This is a genomic window from Vibrio sp. TAP-3B (assembly GCF_057784735.1).
On the sequence record NZ_CM173495.1, the window covers coordinates 565,555 to 583,892 of the forward strand.

Genomic DNA, 18,338 nt, shown 5'->3' on the forward strand with positions numbered 1-18,338 from the left:
AGGACGAATAAGTTGCTGACTAATTATTCATAAATTAGCGTAGATTTGTTCTGGTTTTGTCGTGTTTTTTTGGGTAGTCTGAATTCACGAAAAATGGTTTAGCCCTTCTATAAAATAGCGTATTGGGGCACAAAGGATTATCAACTTTTAATGGAAAGCTTAACGTTACAACCCATCAACAAAATCCAAGGGGAAGTTAACCTTCCTGGCTCTAAAAGTGTTTCTAACCGAGCGCTTTTACTGGCTGCTTTAGCCCAAGGCACCACCCGGTTGAAGAACCTTCTGGACAGCGATGATATTCGTCATATGCTAAATGCACTTACGACACTTGGTGTCCAGTATCAGTTATCTGAAGACAAAACCGAATGTGTCGTAGAAGGTCTTGGTCACCCTTTTTCAGCATCACAACCTGTAGAATTATTTTTAGGGAATGCTGGAACAGCCATGCGGCCATTGGCAGCGGCTTTGTGTTTGGGTGAAGGTGAATATGTGTTGACTGGCGAACCTCGTATGAAAGAGCGCCCGATCGGTCACCTCGTTACAGCTCTGCAAGAGGCGGGGGCAAATATCGAATACCTTGAAAGCGAAAACTTTCCACCACTAAAAATAGTAGGTACTGGCCTAAAAGCAGGCACTGTTTCTATCGATGGCTCTATTTCTAGCCAATTTTTAACGGCTTTCTTGATGTCTGCACCATTAGCAGAAGGCGAAGTCCGGATCCAGATTGAAGGTGAACTGGTATCAAAACCATATATTGATATCACCTTACACATCATGAAACAGTTTGGTGTTAAAGTCATCAACAATGACTACCAAGAATTCATTATTCCTTCAGGTCAGCAATACATCGCACCAGGTAATTTCTTAGTCGAGGGGGATGCTTCTTCAGCGTCTTATTTTTTGGCTGCTGCCGCGATTAAAGGTGGGGAAGTTAAAGTCACTGGCATTGGTAAAAATAGCATTCAAGGTGATATTCAATTTGCCGATGCACTAGAAAAAATGGGCGCTAAGATTGAGTGGGGTGACGATTATGTGATTGCTCGTGCTGGCCAGTTAAAAGGCATCGATATGGATTACAACCATATCCCTGATGCAGCAATGACGATTGCGACAACCGCACTGTTTGCTGAAGGTAGCACTGCTATTCGCAATGTGTACAACTGGCGTGTCAAAGAAACCGACCGTTTGGCGGCGATGGCGACTGAGTTACGTAAAGTTGGTGCAGAAGTCGAAGAAGGTGAAGACTACATTATTGTTAAGCCTGTTCCAAAACTGAAGCACGCAGCTATCGACACATACGATGATCATCGCATAGCAATGTGTTTTTCATTGATTGCTCTGAGCGATACACCTGTAACGATTAACGATCCTAAATGTACCTCGAAGACGTTCCCAGATTATTTCGAAAAGCTTACGTCACTTAGTTGCTAAGTGTATAAGCTTAAAAAAGCCAGAGCTATCGAGCTCTGGCTTTTTGTTTCAGACGATCATTTTGCTATTTCTTCAGGGTAAACTCTTTTGAAAGGTGGTGAGCTAAGAATTTAAACATGTTGAATGCTGCAGTGCTATTGGAGGTTGGTAAGCCCTTATCATCAAGGAAGTATTCCCCCTTAAATACCAAGACACCGTCCTTTTCTACTACGCTTGTGGCTCGCATACCTTCGATATAGTCATCGTGTTCTTGGATAATTTGGTTAGCGATTAAAAGAAGGTCGAATTCTTCAATAAATTTTTTATTAGACATAACATTATCATCATTCATTACACATTAATTATGAGGAAGTATACCCATAATTAACAAGGATTTGCATGCTTAATTTAACATCGTGAGTAAGCCTTGGTTGGAGTAAGTTTTATAGACAAATTACGCGGACAAAGTGTCTGCTTTTTAAAGCATTCCAAGGTTCGATTGTATGTACAAAAAACTATTTTGTGATGAATAACAAAATTTATTGTATTAGATTAGCGATAGTAAAGTTTGCCTGTTTAGATATGCCGCTCAATACCATTCAGAACTCTGTCTCTTTGAAGTACAAAGACGATGAATTGTCAACCAATCGGATCTGAATTTCAAAAAAGCAGTTGATCTTCTTTTCATCTCGCACAATAGTAAAAAAGAAGCAACGAAATATAACATTATGCGGGTGGCCTCTAAAAGGGTTCTACCCGCATTATTATGAAGGACGTTAGAGTCAGTTATGGGTAAATCACTCGTTATAGTGGAGTCACCAGCCAAGGCAAAGACGATAAACAAGTACCTTGGTAAAGACTTTATTGTTAAGTCTAGTGTTGGTCATGTGCGTGATCTGCCTACGGCTGGTCAAAGCACTGGTGAGAAAAAAGCCGCAGCCATCTCAACAAAAGGGATGAGTCCGGAAGAGAAAGCACGCGTTAAAAAAGAGAAAGACCGTAAAGCGTTGATCAAAAAAATGGGGATTAACCCATATCATGACTGGGAAGCGAACTATCAAATCCTTCCGGGCAAAGAGAAGGTTGTCAACGAACTACAAAAACTCGCTAAAGATGCAGATTGCGTTTATCTCGCGACCGATTTAGACCGCGAAGGAGAAGCTATCGCATGGCACCTTCGTGAGATCATCGGTGGCGATGAAGAGCGATACAAACGAGTTGTTTTTAACGAAATTACAAAAAATGCCATTCAGCAAGCATTCCAGACACCAGGTGAGCTGAATATGGATGGTGTTAACGCACAACAAGCACGTCGCTTTATGGATCGTGTTGTTGGCTTTATGGTTTCTCCATTATTGTGGAAGAAAGTTGCGCGTGGTTTGTCGGCAGGGCGTGTACAATCTGTAGCGGTGAAGTTATTGGTTGAGCGTGAACGCGAAATCAATGCATTTGTACCAGAAGAATTCTGGGATATTCACGCGAATACCAAGACCAAAGATAACGCTGATTTCAAACTGCTTGTTGCTCAGAAAGATGACGCAGCGTTCAAGCCTGTTAATGAGGCGGAAACACAAGCAGCGATGTCTGTGCTTGAAAACGCGAGTTATGAAGTATGTAAACGTGAAGACCGTCCGACAAAGAGTAAGCCTTCTGCACCTTACATCACGTCTACGCTTCAACAAGCAGCAAGTACACGTCTAGGTTACGGCGTTAAGAAGACCATGATGCTAGCTCAACGTCTCTATGAGGCGGGTTACATCACATATATGCGTACAGACTCGACGAACTTGAGTGCTGAGGCTGTGGATGCCGTACGAGACCTCATCAGTTCTGAATTTGGAGATAAGTATCTCCCAGCAAGCCCGTTGAAGTACGGCAGCAAAGAAGGGGCGCAAGAAGCGCACGAAGCGATTCGTCCTTCAAATGTGGGTGTTAAAGCAGAAGACCTACAAAGTGTCGATGCTGACGCACACAAGCTTTATTCATTGATCTGGAATCAGTTCGTGGCGTGTCAGATGACACCAGCAGAGTATGACTCAACGACTATCAGCGTAAAAGCAGCGGAATATACACTTAAAGCAAAAGGTCGCATTCTTAAGTTTGATGGTTGGACTCGTGTACAACGTCCAATGGGCAAAAATGAAGATACAATTCTTCCTGCGGTTCAACTTGGCGATAAGCTAAAGCTAGAGTCACTTGATCCTAAACAGCACTTTACAAAACCACCAGCACGCTTCACAGAAGCGGCCTTGGTGAAAGAGCTTGAAAAGCGTGGTATTGGTCGTCCTTCGACTTACGCATCGATCATCTCTACGATCCAAGATCGTGGCTACGTAAAAGTTGATCAGCGTCGTTTCTATGCTGAAAAAATGGGTGAAATTGTTACTGACCGTCTTGATGACAGCTTTAACGATTTAATGAACTATGACTTCACGGCACGTATGGAACAGAAACTGGACCAAATCGCGGAAGGTGAGGTGAACTGGAAAGCGGTTCTGGATAACTTCTTTGCTGACTTTACTGGCGATCTAGAAAAAGCCGAGCGGGATGAGTCAGAAGGCGGGATGAAGCTAAACCACATCGTCATGACAGATATTGAATGCCCGACTTGTAGTCGTCCTATGGGGATTCGCACGGCTTCTACTGGTGTATTTCTCGGTTGTTCTGGTTATGCGCTACCGCCGAAGGAGCGTTGTAAAACCACGATCAATCTAGGCGATGAAGATGGCGTTATCAATGTTCTAGAAGAAGACGTTGAAACTGCGGCTCTTCGTGCTAAGAAGCGTTGTCCTATCTGTGAAACGGCAATGGACGCCTACCTGATTGATGACAAGCGTAAGATGCATGTTTGTGGTAATAACCCGAATTGTGAAGGCTACCTTGTTGAATACGGTGAGTTCAAAGTAAAAGGTTACGATGGTCCCGTGGTTGAATGTGACAAATGTGGTTCAGACATGGTGCTTAAGAACGGTCGCTTCGGTAAATACATGGATTGTACCAGTGAAACCTGTAAGAACACTCGTAAGATTCTAAGAAACGGCGAAGTGGCGCCACCGAAAGAAGATCCGGTACACTTCCCAGAGTTACCATGTGAAAACTCGGATGCTTACTTTGTTCTTCGTGATGGTGCCTCAGGTCTATTTATGGCGGCAAGCAACTTCCCGAAATCTCGTGAAACTCGCGCACCGCTAGTGTCTGAGCTGGCTCGTTTTGAAGATCGTTTACCAGAAAAGTTTAAGTACTTAGCGACAGCACCACAAGAAGATCCGGATGGTCGTCCTGCGATTGTTCGTTTTAGTCGCAAGACAAAAGAGAACTATGTACGTTCTGAAGAGAATGGTAAGCCAAGTGGCTGGACAGTACTCTTTGTCGATGGTAAGTGGGAAATTACAGATAAACGTAAAAAAACGAAAGCATAGAACACGTTAATAGAATAAAAAGGAGGCAGTGGAATCACTGCCTCCTTTTTTTATTTTTATAATTTACCTTTAGAACCTCTGCCCTTAAACCGCTCTTTCCACATCAAGCTGAGTACGGAGGGTCAAAGCCCTTTTTATGTAAAAGCCTTCGTCAGTCGTTCTCAGAATGTAATCGGTTGCTTTATCCTTATGTGACCAAGATATCGTCTTGAATAAGTAACTTTTGCATGGAACACAGAATGGCGTATTTAAAATTGTAATTTAGGGACTGGTTAGATAATTTGTTATAAGAACTAGTGCAATTGTATGCATTGTTTGCGTCAAGAAATATAAAGATAATGGATGCTCGCATACTGGAAGTGCCATAGCTCTTTTATCCGCATTGTAAGAGTTCTGAGAAACTCAGGATGTGGGTGCAACAACGTATTCGCTTGACTCCCCGAGTAATACTCATTCAAGTGAATACCAAATCCAAGCTATAACGATATGGAGAACAACAAATGGCTGGTGTTTTGGGAATGATTCTTGCTGGCGGTGAAGGCTCTCGTTTGAGACCTTTAACGGAATCTCGCAGTAAACCTTCGGTACCTTTTGGTGGTAGCTACCGATTGATTGATTTTGCTCTAAATAATTTTGTAAATGCGGATCTCATGCGCATTTATGTTCTAACTCAATTTAAATCACAATCCCTGTTCCATCACTTAAAAAAAGGCTGGAACATTAATGGTATCACTGACCGTTTTATCGATCCTATTCCTGCCCAAATGCGTACAGGTAAGCGTTGGTACGAGGGAACTGCGGATGCTATCTATCAAAATTTACGTTTTATGGAGCTAGAAGAGCCTGAGCAAGTGTGTATTTTTGGCTCAGACCATATCTATAAAATGGATATCAAACAAATGTTGAGCTTTCATTGCGAGAAACAAGCATCGTTAACGGTATCAGCACTGCGTATGCCGCTCAAAGACGCCTCTCAGTTTGGTGTTATTGAGGTTGATAGCGAAGGTCGCATGATAGGCTTTGAAGAGAAGCCAGTAAATCCCAAGTCGATACCCGGTGACCCTAATCACGCACTAGTGTCGATGGGCAATTACGTCTTTGAAGCGAATATTTTGTTCTCTGAATTAATGGAAGATGCAGACAATGAAGCGTCATCTCATGATTTTGGTAAAGACATTATTCCGAAGTTATTCCCTCGTGGGGATGTGTTTGTGTATGACTTCAGTACCAACAAAATAAGCGGTGAGAAAGAAGAAGTGTATTGGCGTGATGTCGGTACTATCGATGCATATTGGGAAGCGCATATGGACTTGCTGGCGAAAGATGCGCCGTTCTCTTTATACAACCGCAAATGGCCACTTCATACATATTACCCGCCACTTCCCCCTGCTACATTTAAGGATTCAGATAACGGTCGAGTTCAGTTCATCGATAGCTTGGTATGTAATGGGAGTTATGTACGAGGCTCAAGAATAGAAAAGTCAGTGCTCGGTTTTCGCAGTAATATTGCATCGGCTTGCGATATCAGCGAATGTATACTTCTTGGTGATGTGAAAATTGGCGAAGGCTGTGTTTTACGTCGTGTTATTGTCGATAAGGATGCCGATATTGCTCCTGGCACTCAAGTTGGTGTGAATCTCCAAGAAGATAAGAAACACTTCCATGTGTCAGAGGAAGGGATTGTCGTCATTCCTAAAGGAGCGCGAGTTGGCTACTAGCAATCTGTCTATTCTGTTTGTCGCGTCTGAAGTTGAAGGGTTGATAAAAAGCGGAGGGTTGGCTGATGTAGCCAAGGCTCTGCCTGAAGCCCTTCAAAGTCTTCAGCAAGATGTAAGAATTATCATTCCTGCGTACAGCAGTATCGAAAAGTTAGCAGATGCCGAATTGGTACTAGAAACGCAGTTAACATCTTGGCCACACACACAGTATCGAGTTTTAAGGATTATGCTTGGTGATAACCCTGTCTATCTGATTGATTGCCAACCTTACTTTGACCGTGCTTCGATGTATGCTGAGAATAATCAAGCCTACCCAGACAATGGTGAACGCTTTGCCTTTTTCAGTGCAGCTTGTTTAGACATGCTCCCTAAGGTAGGTTTTCAGCCAGACATTGTACATGCCAATGATTGGCATACAGGGTTGGTGCCATTTTTATTAAAACATCGATATGGCGAAGATCCGTTCTTTGCTAATACACGCAGTGTTATTTCTATTCATAATGCGGTGTTCAAGGGAGTATTTAGTTATGACGATATACAATGTCTTCCGGAGTTTCACTGCCGAAATGTGCCAGATGCTGCGGTGAGCGCAACACATATCACCATGCTTAAAGCAGGAGTGATGAGCGCGGATAAAATTAATGCTGTTAGTCCGACTTATGCACAAGAACTAAAAACTGAGCTTGGTAGTCATGGGATGGCTTGGGAGTTCCAGCAGCGCGCGCAGGACTTAGTTGGCATCTTGAATGGCTGTGATTACGGTGCGTGGAACCCCGAGACCGACGTGTATTTACCAGTGAATTACAGCGCTAATGACCAAAGTATGGCCAGAGGCAAGAGTGCTTGTAAAAAAGTGCTGCAGCAACGTGTAGGTCTCATAGAAAAAGACTGTGCAGTGTTTGGTATGGTCTGTCGTCTTACCCAGCAAAAAGGAGTTCACTATTTATTGCCAGTATTGGCGGACTTTTTGAAGCATGATGTACAATTAGTCGTCGTTGGAACTGGTGACCCTGTTCTTGCTGCACAGTTAAAAGATGTCGCTGCGTTATTTTCGGAAAAGCTCGTGTTTGTTGAAGCGTATGACAACGAGCTGGCACATTTAGTGGAAGCCGGTTCAGACTTCTTTTTAATGCCCTCAGAATTTGAGCCGTGCGGTTTGAATCAAATTTATAGTATGGCTTATGGCACATTGCCGATTGTCAGAGGGGTTGGGGGGCTAAAAGACAGTGTAAATGATTATGATGTTGACCCTTCTCACGCGACAGGCTTTGTTTTTTATGAGCCAACGCCTCAGGCGTTATTGCTGATTATGTTGAGAGCGCTGTTACTTTATGCTCAAAACCCTCCTGAAGTAAAACGAATTCAATTACATGCAATGCAGCAGGACTTTTGTTGGAGAAAGGCCGCAGAAGCGTATTTGCACCTTTATCGCTCGGCGTTAAATTGATGCGAGTTTACTTTAAATTATAATAAAGGCACTGATTAAGGTGCCTTTATTATCTTGATTAAACGGAGTGTGGTAGGATGACATTTTGCTCAATAGTACGATTTTTTATACCGGAATATGACTCAACCGCTACTTTTTCATAAAACCTATCTGCACCCTACGAGTAATGAGTGGGTCGTATTCGTGCACGGTGCGGGGGGCAGTTCCTCAATTTGGTTTAAGCAAATCAAAGCGTATAAGCAACATTTTAATCTGCTGCTTATCGATTTAAGAGGTCATGGAAAGTCAAACCAGTTACTGAAAGAGCTGATTAGGAATCGTTACACCTTCACTGAAGTCACTCAAGACATTTTAAAGGTCTTAGATTACCTAAAAATCCAGTCTGCGCATTTTGTCGGGATGTCTCTCGGTACCATTATTGTCCGTAACTTGGCTGAACTTTCATCGGGTCGCGTGCGTTCAATGGTGCTTGGAGGCGCAATCACGCGACTCAACACCCGTTCGCAAATACTCGTTAAGCTTGGTAACTTTTGCAAGCATATCTTGCCCTACATGTGGCTGTACAGGTTGTTTGCCTATATCGTTATGCCGCAGCGAAACCAGCGTGAATCTCGACACCTTTTCATCCGTGAGGCTAAGAAGCTTTGTCAAAAAGAGTTTAAACGCTGGTTTATTTTGGCTGCAGATGTCAACCCGCTAATGAAATACTTTAAAGATAGAGAACTGCTAATCCCCACTCTCTATTTAATGGGAGAACGGGACTATATGTTCATTCAACCCGTGAAAGAGATGGTTGCGGCGCATAAGTTTAGTGTCTTACGTGAAATTCCAAATTGCGGACATGTTTGCAATGTTGAACGCCCTGAAGACTTCAATCAGTACTCAATCGCATTTATCAAGCAGCAAAGCTTGGCGGTGTAGAGTTAAATTATGAAACGAGAGAGCAGGAGAGAGTGCTAAGGTTCTCCTATTTGATGCCCACATTGCCAACAGGCGCCAAATTGCCCTTCATTCACTTCTAAACACTTAGGGCATTGCCAATCAGGGTATTCATGTCGGCGTGATTGTTTTTGGTATGCTTCCACAATTGCGATTGCTTTTAACTTTTGTTCAGGAGCAAGTAACCAAACATAAGGGTCCGTATCATCACTAAATGGCAATTCTCCTTTTAGACCGAAAATACCTTCTCCCCGAACTTCGCAGGAGATTTTTTCGCTTTTTAGCAATTCACATACAATATGTGCTTCTGCAGGGTTCTTAGCGATAAATATCTTCATTAAGAGCTTCCATTTTGTTGGTTGGGTATTGGTCTTACCTTATTCATAATCCATTTAGCGATAATTGGAAATAGTCCCAATAATGCGAATGACACTAAGACAGCGGGAGAGATGATGCCAGATAACGTTTCAATCGTGGCTAATTGAGTGCCTGCATTTAAGTAAACGGCCGTTCCTGGCAGCATGCCAATTTGGCTCGTCAGATAGAACCGGCCGACTGACATTGGCGTTAATCCCATTAGCAGATTAATCAAGAAAAAAGGGAATACAGGGATTAAGCGAAGAGAAAATAGATAAAACGCACCGTCCTTTTTAACGCCTTGATTAATAGCAGTGAGCTTTCCTCCAAATTTGATTTGAACCCAATCATGCAATAAGTAACGACTACTTAGAAATGCAATGGTCGCCCCCATTGTGCTGGCAAAAGAAACCAGTAATAAACTTGCCCAAAACCCAAAGAGAGCCGCACCAAGCAAAGTGACAACTGTTGCACCAGGAATGGAAAATGCTGTAATGAGGATGTAAGCGAAGAAGTAAACTGCCGCAGAAAACACGAAGTTTTGGTCGATGTAAGCGGTCAGTAGTTGTTGTTGTGCCTTAGCATTTTCTAGGGTTAGGTATTGACTGAAGTTCACACCTAAAAAGATGATTAGCGCTAATAGGGTAAGACCTAAAATCAGTTTCTTATTCATATTTTTTGCTCCACTTGGGTATGCTTTATAAGACAGATTTTAGTCCGAAAAAATTTCACAAAAAAACCGCAGTGTTATCTGCGGTTTACTCTATGGTTAGCGATTTATTTCTATTGAAGGTCGCTAATCAACTCGTCTCGACGAGTTTGAGGAACTACACTCCAATGAGTGCCGTTTATAGCACCTTCTAGTGCCCAGAGGAGCTCAATGCTCACAGCGGCGGAGTGTGTGTCTATTATCGCTTTGTAGGCATTAAGCGCACCTTCTTCTTCTAGCTTTTCTACCGATTCGATGCCAGCTTTCTTAAGCATTCTTTCAGTAGCTAGTCGCAAATTAGGCAAGTCTTTCAAGCGGTTAGGTTTACTTGTCGCTTGTTGCTTTTTTTCCATTTTTGCATTTTCTAAGGATTGCTTTGCTACTTCAACTAAGTGGTCGTTTGATCTCCATAAGTCGCTGGAAATCGCGTAGTACTTAGTTACGACTGGAAAACCACGCTTTTTATAAACGTATGGTTTTAGCCCTTGTTTCTCGAAATCAGATGAAGTCTTTTGGTCAGCTCGTATATGAAGTTGATTATTCACAACTAGTGCGAACATCGTATCATCGGCGAAAAGACCAAAGCCACCAAACATTGAGCGCGACTTGATCGTACCAAGTGCCTCAAATAGCTTCATAGAGTCTTTGAGTATCGGTTTATCCATGATGTGTTATCTCGGTGTAATTAATATTACGCCACCAAAAATCAGGTCCGAGAGGTTAGCAAATACATGCAGACACAATGTCAATAAAGGGTGAACTCATTATATGCATATTTGCCATCGGTAACCCCGCTACCTTCCATCGTATACGATGGTTCAGGCCGGAGGCTTTGCGTCCCATCCTTTCGGATGGTTTGCCCTGTGCGTGACAGTTGGATCATACTTTGTATATTGAATTAACATCACACTTTACGCTTGAAAGTGTGATGTTGGTTCAGTAAAAATGTGAGTTAGTGCATATTTGTGCATATTCAAGAAGAAGTTTTACTCTAAAAGAATAAGAAGGGCAAGACTGAGTCACATCCAAATAAAACAGCAAGTTATCCTACTATTAACGATTTTATAAGCAAGAAAATGTGTTGTAAATGTTATTTTTTATTAAAAAACAAGCGCTCGTAAGAGCGCTTGGATCCAGTTTTATATATTAAAGCTAATATCAGTTCAGTTTTTTCACGGTATTTCGAATGACAAGCTCAGGTTGCATTTCGAAAACACGTTTCTCATGTTCTTTATCTTTGATTCGTTCAAGTAAAATTTCGAATGCATTTTTACCTACACGACGCTTCGGTTGGTGAATAGTCGTAAGTGGTGGTGAAAAGTACTCCGCCAATTCAATATTGTCATAACCAATGACAGATACATCATCAGGTACTTTAATGCCATTTTGTTGTAAACGACTCATAAGGCCCAGCGCCATAGTATCGTTGAAACAGAAAACGGCTGTTGGACGCTTGTCCATTGCCGTTATTTGTTCTGCAACCAACACGGCGGTATCACACTCAAAGTTGCCCTCTAGAATCCAATCTTCGTTTATGGGTAACTTTGCTTCTGTCATTGCGCGGCGAAAACCAGCAATGCGCTCCTGACACGCGAGTTTTTCAAAATGACCACTTAGACAAGCGATATCCGTATGGCCGTTGTCAATCAGGTGTTTGGTTGCAATGTAGCCACCTTCTTCTGAATTATCCATAATCTTATCAGCTTGAGAGCTTTCTGGACCCCAGTCCATTACGACCTTAGGAATATCAGCATGACGGTCTAACATCTGTTTTAGCTCTTCCGTCAGGTCAGAACACATCACTAAGATACCATCTACACGTTTCTCGGCTAGCATGCGGATGTAGTCGCGCTGTTTCTCGTAAATGCCACCTGTATTACATAAGATCAGAGTGTAACCCTGGCGGTAACAGTAGCTCTCAACACCGTCAATTACTTCAGAGAAAAATAGGTTGGTGGACTGAGTCACTAACATGCCAATAGTGCGCGTTGAGTTGCATTTTAAGCTGCGAGCAACCGCGCTAGGTGCGTAGTTAAGCTCATCAACGGCTTTCATTACTTTTTCTTGAGTTGTTTCGGCAACGAAACGTGTCTTGTTAATAACGTGAGAAACAGTAGTCGTAGAAACGCCGGCTAAGCGAGCAACGTCTTTTATAGTGGCCATAAATGGTGTCCTGTATCGAGCTACTTAAAAATGCCGTGATGGAGTGTCTCAATACCAGAATCGTTTTCACACTTAGCGTTATAAACGCTCATGTTGAGTGTGTTTGGCAGAGGTTATCCTAAGAGCGGCAAAAAAGTGTGTAGCAACTGGTCGATGAGTTCTATTTTTTTCTATATGGTGATAAATCGTCATCAGCCCATTAAGAAAACACAAAAACCGCTATATTTTAGCGGTTTACATATAAATCATATTTAATCGTTTGCGCTCACATTTTAGCTCTATGTGGGCTGACTAGCAATGCTTTCAACCAGTGTTTTGTGTATTTGAAGTCACATTATGACTGCTAAGTAACCGGGTGTCTTTGCGTTAGATTAAAAGCAAACGAATAATCTACCAAGCATCTTGAAGTCATTGCGAATATGGGAAGCCCGATTTGAGGGCTTCTTAAAACAGGCGGCGATTATTCACCAAGAAGGTAAGTGCTGTCCAGTTTACAAAATGCAATTAATAGTTGCGCAACACTTGAGTAGAAACCGAATTCATCGAGCTGCTTACATTTTTGTCCAAATTGTGGCAGCCAAGACATCAACTGTTGTTGAATGAAGCAGTTTTGTTGAACAAACGCTTTTTCCATATGTTTGTCTTGTTCTAGTTCATTAGAGCGGATGATCATGTTGCCTAAAAAGTCGAGCTCAACGGCTAAGTGATCGGCTGGTTCTTTGAGGTTAACATCAACCTGAACGCCAAATTCACTCATTAATTTTTCCATCTCTTCCGCTGGTTTGTCATTGAGTAAGCCTGATTCACCAATGTACATTGAAGCGTAAGGGAGGGCGCCGTATTTTTCCGTCTTTAAGAACAGTTCGCAAAAGTCTGCGGCAAGCTCTAGTTGTGCGTCTTGACGATCTTGTAGGCGATTCAATGCGTTAACAAGGCTGTCAACGGCAGGTTTAAGGGATTCATTTTCACCTAAACCCGCTAAAAAACCGCGAATTTCAACACTGTGGTAAGTTTTCAATTCTTTGTTTGTTAATTCTTTGGCGAACAAGCTCGAAAACCACCAGTAAATTTCAGCGCGTTTTTCATTAAAAGCTTTCACTTCTTGCATTTTTGGGCTCCTGAATGATGCTTTAAGTCGTGCACCATAAGGTCAATTAGGGATATTCCCTAAGTGTAATCAATTAAAATGAATAGCAGTAACTATAATTATTATGTTTTATAGCAAAAAATGTTCATTTGTTAATGGTGGTGGGTAAGTTTGTTTTGAATCAATAAAAACGCTAAATCTTGCTTTTTAATGTATCTATGACTAGAAATGTTACTAGTTATGAATAGAATACGTCTTGGATAATAAGAAGATAGAAGTGGTGTAAATGAGCTATCACGTATTAGTCGTAGAAGATGATGTTGTAACGCGTAGTAAGCTTGCGGGATATTTCCAAAATGAAGGTTATCAAGTTAGCGAAGCAGAAAGTGGCGCAGAGATGCGCGAAGTTCTGCAAGCGGGTGATGTAGACCTTATTATGTTGGATATTAACCTGCCGGGTGAAGACGGCCTGATGCTTACTCGCGAACTACGTAGCCAGTCGGATATTGGCATCATATTAGTAACAGGACGCACGGATAGCATTGACAAAATCGTAGGTCTAGAAATGGGCGCTGACGATTATGTGACAAAACCTTTTGAACTCAGGGAACTCTTGGTTCGCGTTAAGAATCTACTGTGGCGTATTTCAGCAGCCCGTCACGGTAGTAATAAAACGGCAGAAGCCAATGAGGAACACATTGTTCGCTTCGGAGAATGGACATTTGATATTCAGCGCCGTGCACTAAGCCGTAATGGCGAACCCGTGAAACTGACCAAAGCGGAGTATGAACTTTTGGTCGCGTTATCGTCGTACCCGAATCAGGTGTTAAGTCGTGAGCGTATCTTGAATATGATTAGTCATCGAGTGGACGCGCCGAATGATCGTACCATTGACGTTTTGATTCGACGTATGCGAGCCAAGATGGAGTTTGATCCAAAGAACCCACAGATTTTCGTGACGGTTCACGGAGAAGGCTATATGTTTGCTGGGGATTAATTCTCAGGTGCAAAGAAGAAAAGGTGAGTATTCGCTCTCATGACGTTCAGCTAAGTCAATAGTTGTCAGAATAATTGAACGGTCCTTTGTGTGTGTAAAAATCCGATAAACAGTGTTTATCGGATTTTTTATGCACGTTTCCCAAGTTCAGCGTCGTCAATTAATGGTGGTCTAACAAAGTAAACTTCAGCGGATTGACTAATCGCTGAACTGATTGAAGAGACTAACTGCTAACTGATAGCCACTGTGACTCTAATAAAGAGAAAGCGCATGCTTAATCTAAGGCATAATACTTGTTGAGCGAAACGCTCTCTCAAAGGTAAAGTTGTTCAAACATTCGGAAGACACGATAAGCCAGTAAATAAAAAGTTGCCCCTCAATCGAGCAAAGTTGGCCTCGACTCCCAAGTGAGGTTATCGTGCGTCTCATATCGTGAATAAAAACGAAAAGTAAGACGATGTATTGACTTCAATTATACGCCAAGGAGGAATCTGAGTGGTGCTACATTGCTATATTTGTGCCATTCATGTAATTTCTTAAAAAGCTCACTGAATATATATACCCAAACGATTCCAAGTTACAGAGCCAGAGTGTTACCAGTGATTTTTCCTTAATCAAAGTAACCTAGCGGAATAGCCCCCATTTCCAAGGCCATTTTCGTTAAACCATTTACCACGAAATTATCTGGGTATATAACCTCGTGGTATACGCATCGGTTTAGAATAAAACAATAATCATCCAGAATTTAGGTAGTAGTATGTCCGGAGTGTTAAATACGGTTGATCAGCGTACAAACTTAGTTGGTGAGAACCGATTAGAGCTTCTGCTGTTCACTTTAAATAGTCGTCAATTGTTCGCTATTAATGTGTTCAAAGTCAAAGAGGTGATTAAGCTTCCACCGTTGACCAAGCTTCCTGGCTCTCACTATAACATTCGTGGTGTAGCCTCCCTAAGAGGTGAAGCGGTGCCTGTCATTGATTTACGCGGTGCTATTGGCTTCCCTGCTTTGCGTGGTGAAGCGGAAGAAGAAAATCTGATCGTGACTGAGTACAATCGTACTGTTCAAGGTTTTTTGGTGGGTTCAGTTAAGAATATTATTAATACCGCATGGACAGAAATTCAGCCGCCACCGTCAACATCTGGTCGTTCTAATTATCTAACGGCTATCACCCAAGTCAGAGATGCTGATGCTTCTCAGATTGTTGAAATTATTGACGTTGAAAAGGTATTAGCGGAAATTGTGCATTACGATGTCACGATTTCAGCCGATATTTTAGATGAAGAGCTTTCTCAAGCAATGGTCGGACGTAATGTTTTAATTGTGGATGATTCTTCTACGGCTCGTAATCAGGTTCGCGATACGCTTTCCCAATTGGGCATGAACATCATCGAGTGTCGCGATGGCCTAGAAGCGCTGACGGTTCTAAAGCGTTGGTGTGATGAAGGTAAGGATGTTGAAAAAGAACTACTGATGATGATTACAGACGCGGAAATGCCGGAGATGGATGGTTACAAACTTACTCACGAAGTTCGTAATGACCCTCGAATGTCAAAATTATTTATCACATTAAATACCTCACTAAGTGGCAGCTTTAATGAAGCGATGGTGCAAAAAGTGGGCTGTGATCGTTTGATTTCTAAGTTCCAGCCCGACTTATTAGTTGAAGCAGCACAAGATAGACTGCGACTTGTTCTTGTAAATGATGCGAAATAGGCTTTAGGTATAAAAGGGAGGGACAGCCTCCCTTTTTTCAAGAACTCCTTTCACCATTTAGTACTTTTTGAGTTGAGCTAAGCTGGGTTCTGCGCTCGGGCAACATTTACTGCCTCTTAAATCAATTGTACGAGGTTAGTTAGGTAAGGGGGATCACTTACGTTTCGGCTGTGCATCGATGCATTGACCGTTTACATTTGTCACTGAAGGATCCATAAGGTGGAGATACAGTGGCATAATATCCAGTGGTGTTTTTAGAGTATTCGAATCTTCACCTGGGTATGCTTTTTCACGCATACGGGTACGGGTTGCACCAGGGTTAATCGCGTTAACACGGACTGGTGTATCACTCAGCTCGTCAGCCAGCACTTGCATCATGCCTTCTACAGCAAATTTAGAGATTGCGTATGCGCCCCAGAAAGCACGGCCAGAATGACCAACGGTTGACGAGGTAAACACGATACGACCCGCTTCTGATTTACGCATCACAGGCAGTAGTGCTTGAGTCATCAAAACTTCCGCTTTCACATTGATCTGCATGATGTCATCGAAGTCTTCTTCGTTGAGCTGCTCAAATGGGCACAACGCACTCAGTACACCCGCATTGTGTAGTAGCCCATCCAAGCGACCAAATTGCCCCTCAATAGTTTCCGCCATATCAATGTAATGTTGTTTCGTTGCGCCTTTTAGATCAAGAGGAATGATAGCGGCTTGTGGGTAGCCAGCTGCTTCAATCTCATCATAGAGAGATTCAAGATTTTGAACATTTCTGCCTAAGAGAATAACAGTGGCGCCGTGCTCGGCGTAAGAAAGCGCGGCTTGACGGCCGATGCCATTACCAGCACCAGTAACAAGAATGACTTTACCTTTTAGGGCATCAGCTGAAACAGAGTAGTTCACGGTGATAAATCCTTATTATTGTAAGAGGGTCCATGATAGTTAATTGACGCTAAAAACGTCTGTTCTTCAATGGAAAATCTTGGTAATCGTGACGAGATGGTTACAATACACCAATTCATGTGTTATACCAATTCCAGAACTTTCGTTAGGTATGTTATCCGAACGCTATCAATCAGAACAAGTGGTTACAAAACTCGTTGCCTTCTCGCTGATGTTTCTGCGTAACATAACGACGTAACCTAGAATGAGATAAAGGAGCTCTCGTTGGAATTTTTATTAAATTATGGTCTATTTTTGGCCAAAATCATCACGGTTGTTGCCGCGATAATTGTTCTACTCATTATTGTGAAATCGGCTGGTGGCAAGTCGGGTGCAGCGAAAGGGGAGTTAGAGATTACCAATCTTTCGGAACAACACAAACAATCTGTTGAGCAGTTAGAGCATCACTTACATGACGATGCTTTCATTAAGGCGCGCGATAAAGCCGTCAAGAAAGAAGAGAAAGAGAAAAACAAATCTCGTGAAAAAGAGATCAAGCAAGCGAGTAAAGAGGGGGCACTAGATAGCAAACGTGAACCTCACTTATTCGTTCTCGATTTTAATGGCAGTATCGATGCGAAAGAAGTGAACTCATTACGAGAAGAAATCACTTCTATTCTTGCTGTCGCACGTGAAGGTGATGAAGTGTTGCTTCGTCTAGAATCTGGCGGTGGTATGGTTCACGGTTACGGTCTCGCCTCTTCTCAACTTGACCGTATTAAAGCCGCTGGTCTTCCTCTGACCATCTCTGTTGACAAAGTTGCAGCAAGTGGCGGTTACATGATGGCATGTGTAGCAGATAAGATTGTTTCTGCGCCATTTGCGATTGTGGGTTCTATCGGCGTTATCGCGCAAATTCCTAACTTCAATAAACTATTGAAGAAGCATGACATTGAGTACGAACAATTAACCGCAGGTGAATATAAACGCACGTTAACGATGTTTGGTGAGAATACCGATAAAGCGCGTGATAAGTTCAAGCAAGAGCTTGAAGAAACACACGTTCTGTTTAAAGACTTCATCCGTGAGCGTCGTCCGAGCCTAAACCTAGATAAAGTAGCCACTGGTGAGCACTGGTTTGGTAAACAAGCAAAAGAGCTGGGTTTAGTCGACGACATCACGACATCTGATGATATTGTCGTTGAAGCATGCAAAGAGAAAACCGTACTCGCTGTGCATTATGTTCAAAAGAAAAAACTGGCAGACAAGCTAGCAGGTGTCGCGGGCAAAGTCGCTGACAGCGTGATCTTAAAGCTGGCAGAGCGTGGTCAAAAGCCGATTGTTTAAACGAATTTAACCGCGATTGAATTTGTAAACGGCGAGGGGAAACTCTCGCCGTTATTCATTGAGCTTTAAGCCACTTTATAAATCCAATTACGTATTGGGTGGATGTCTTACACGATATTTTTCCTCGCTCCAAGAGGCGATTGCACGTATAA

15 protein-coding genes and 1 riboswitch are annotated in these 18,338 nt (G+C 42.4%); of the genes, 8 read left to right on the forward strand and 7 right to left on the reverse strand.

From position 1 onward, the window contains the following. Positions 1–150: 150 nt before the first annotated feature. Positions 151–1,431 (forward strand): 3-phosphoshikimate 1-carboxyvinyltransferase, encoded by a 1,281-nt coding sequence (gene aroA, locus AC3D28_RS02750; protein WP_488535455.1) that lies wholly within the window; start codon positions 151–153, stop codon positions 1,429–1,431. A gap of 64 nt (positions 1,432–1,495) precedes the next feature. Here aroA and AC3D28_RS02755 read toward each other — a convergent pair whose 3' ends face one another. After that, on the reverse strand, positions 1,496–1,744 hold the full coding sequence (locus tag AC3D28_RS02755; RefSeq protein ID WP_098416425.1) for a YciN family protein: 249 nt from the start codon (positions 1,742–1,744) through the stop codon (positions 1,496–1,498). A gap of 454 nt (positions 1,745–2,198) precedes the next feature. Between AC3D28_RS02755 and topA the strand changes: the two genes are divergently transcribed. The 4 genes from topA to AC3D28_RS02775 all read left to right on the forward strand — a co-directional run bounded on the left by topA (position 2,199) and on the right by AC3D28_RS02775 (position 8,915). Further along, positions 2,199–4,829: a type I DNA topoisomerase gene (topA, locus tag AC3D28_RS02760; protein ID WP_488535456.1), complete on the forward strand. Its 2,631-nt coding sequence runs from the start codon at positions 2,199–2,201 to the stop codon at positions 4,827–4,829. A 500-nt stretch (positions 4,830–5,329) separates the two neighbouring features. Then, entirely contained in the window at positions 5,330–6,547 is a 1,218-nt protein-coding gene (gene glgC, locus AC3D28_RS02765) for a glucose-1-phosphate adenylyltransferase (RefSeq protein ID WP_488535457.1), read from the forward strand. Beyond that, positions 6,537–7,994, forward strand: a complete 1,458-nt coding sequence (gene glgA / locus AC3D28_RS02770) for a glycogen synthase GlgA (protein WP_488535458.1) — start codon at positions 6,537–6,539, stop codon at positions 7,992–7,994. Before glgC ends, glgA begins: the two co-directional genes overlap by 11 nt. A 117-nt stretch (positions 7,995–8,111) precedes the next feature. After that, positions 8,112–8,915 carry an alpha/beta fold hydrolase gene (locus AC3D28_RS02775; protein ID WP_488535459.1) on the forward strand — a complete coding sequence of 268 codons (804 nt, stop codon included), beginning with the start codon at positions 8,112–8,114 and terminating at the stop codon, positions 8,913–8,915. A 35-nt stretch (positions 8,916–8,950) separates the two neighbouring features. Here the strand turns inward: AC3D28_RS02775 and AC3D28_RS02780 are convergent, their stop codons facing one another. The 5 genes from AC3D28_RS02780 to torD all read right to left on the reverse strand — a co-directional run bounded on the left by AC3D28_RS02780 (position 8,951) and on the right by torD (position 13,270). After that, positions 8,951–9,271, reverse strand: a complete 321-nt coding sequence (locus tag AC3D28_RS02780) for a putative signal transducing protein (RefSeq protein WP_488535460.1) — start codon at positions 9,269–9,271, stop codon at positions 8,951–8,953. Then, positions 9,271–9,963: a TVP38/TMEM64 family protein gene (locus AC3D28_RS02785; RefSeq protein ID WP_488535461.1), complete on the reverse strand. Its 693-nt coding sequence runs from the start codon at positions 9,961–9,963 to the stop codon at positions 9,271–9,273. The genes AC3D28_RS02780 and AC3D28_RS02785 overlap by 1 nt, the downstream gene beginning before the upstream one ends. Positions 9,964–10,073: 110 nt before the next feature. Next, positions 10,074–10,664, reverse strand: a complete 591-nt coding sequence (locus AC3D28_RS02790) for a TfoX/Sxy family DNA transformation protein (protein WP_098416004.1) — start codon at positions 10,662–10,664, stop codon at positions 10,074–10,076. A 116-nt stretch (positions 10,665–10,780) separates the two neighbouring features. Beyond that, positions 10,781–10,870: riboswitch (cyclic di-GMP riboswitch) on the reverse strand. A 287-nt stretch (positions 10,871–11,157) separates the two neighbouring features. Further along, positions 11,158–12,162: an HTH-type transcriptional repressor PurR gene (purR, locus tag AC3D28_RS02795; RefSeq protein WP_488535462.1), complete on the reverse strand. Its 1,005-nt coding sequence runs from the start codon at positions 12,160–12,162 to the stop codon at positions 11,158–11,160. Between the two features lie 460 nt (positions 12,163–12,622). Continuing rightward, on the reverse strand, positions 12,623–13,270 hold the full coding sequence (gene torD / locus AC3D28_RS02800) for a molecular chaperone TorD (RefSeq protein WP_488535463.1): 648 nt from the start codon (positions 13,268–13,270) through the stop codon (positions 12,623–12,625). 265 nt (positions 13,271–13,535) lie between these two features. Between torD and torR the strand changes: the two genes are divergently transcribed. Together torR and AC3D28_RS02810 are read left to right on the forward strand one after the other, a co-directional pair. Beyond that, positions 13,536–14,246, forward strand: coding sequence for a two-component system response regulator TorR (torR, locus tag AC3D28_RS02805; RefSeq protein WP_488535464.1), 711 nt, complete (start codon positions 13,536–13,538; stop codon positions 14,244–14,246). Positions 14,247–15,003: 757 nt separating this feature from the next. After that, the gene (locus tag AC3D28_RS02810) at positions 15,004–15,960 is read left to right on the forward strand and encodes a chemotaxis protein CheV (protein ID WP_488535465.1); all 957 of its coding nucleotides are present in this window, start codon (positions 15,004–15,006) and stop codon (positions 15,958–15,960) included. A gap of 153 nt (positions 15,961–16,113) precedes the next feature. Here the strand turns inward: AC3D28_RS02810 and AC3D28_RS02815 are convergent, their stop codons facing one another. Beyond that, positions 16,114–16,860, reverse strand: coding sequence for a YciK family oxidoreductase (locus tag AC3D28_RS02815; protein WP_098415999.1), 747 nt, complete (start codon positions 16,858–16,860; stop codon positions 16,114–16,116). A 264-nt stretch (positions 16,861–17,124) separates the two neighbouring features. Between AC3D28_RS02815 and sohB the strand changes: the two genes are divergently transcribed. After that, the gene (sohB, locus tag AC3D28_RS02820; RefSeq protein WP_488535466.1) at positions 17,125–18,186 is read left to right on the forward strand and encodes a protease SohB; all 1,062 of its coding nucleotides are present in this window, start codon (positions 17,125–17,127) and stop codon (positions 18,184–18,186) included. Positions 18,187–18,338 lie beyond the last annotated feature (152 nt).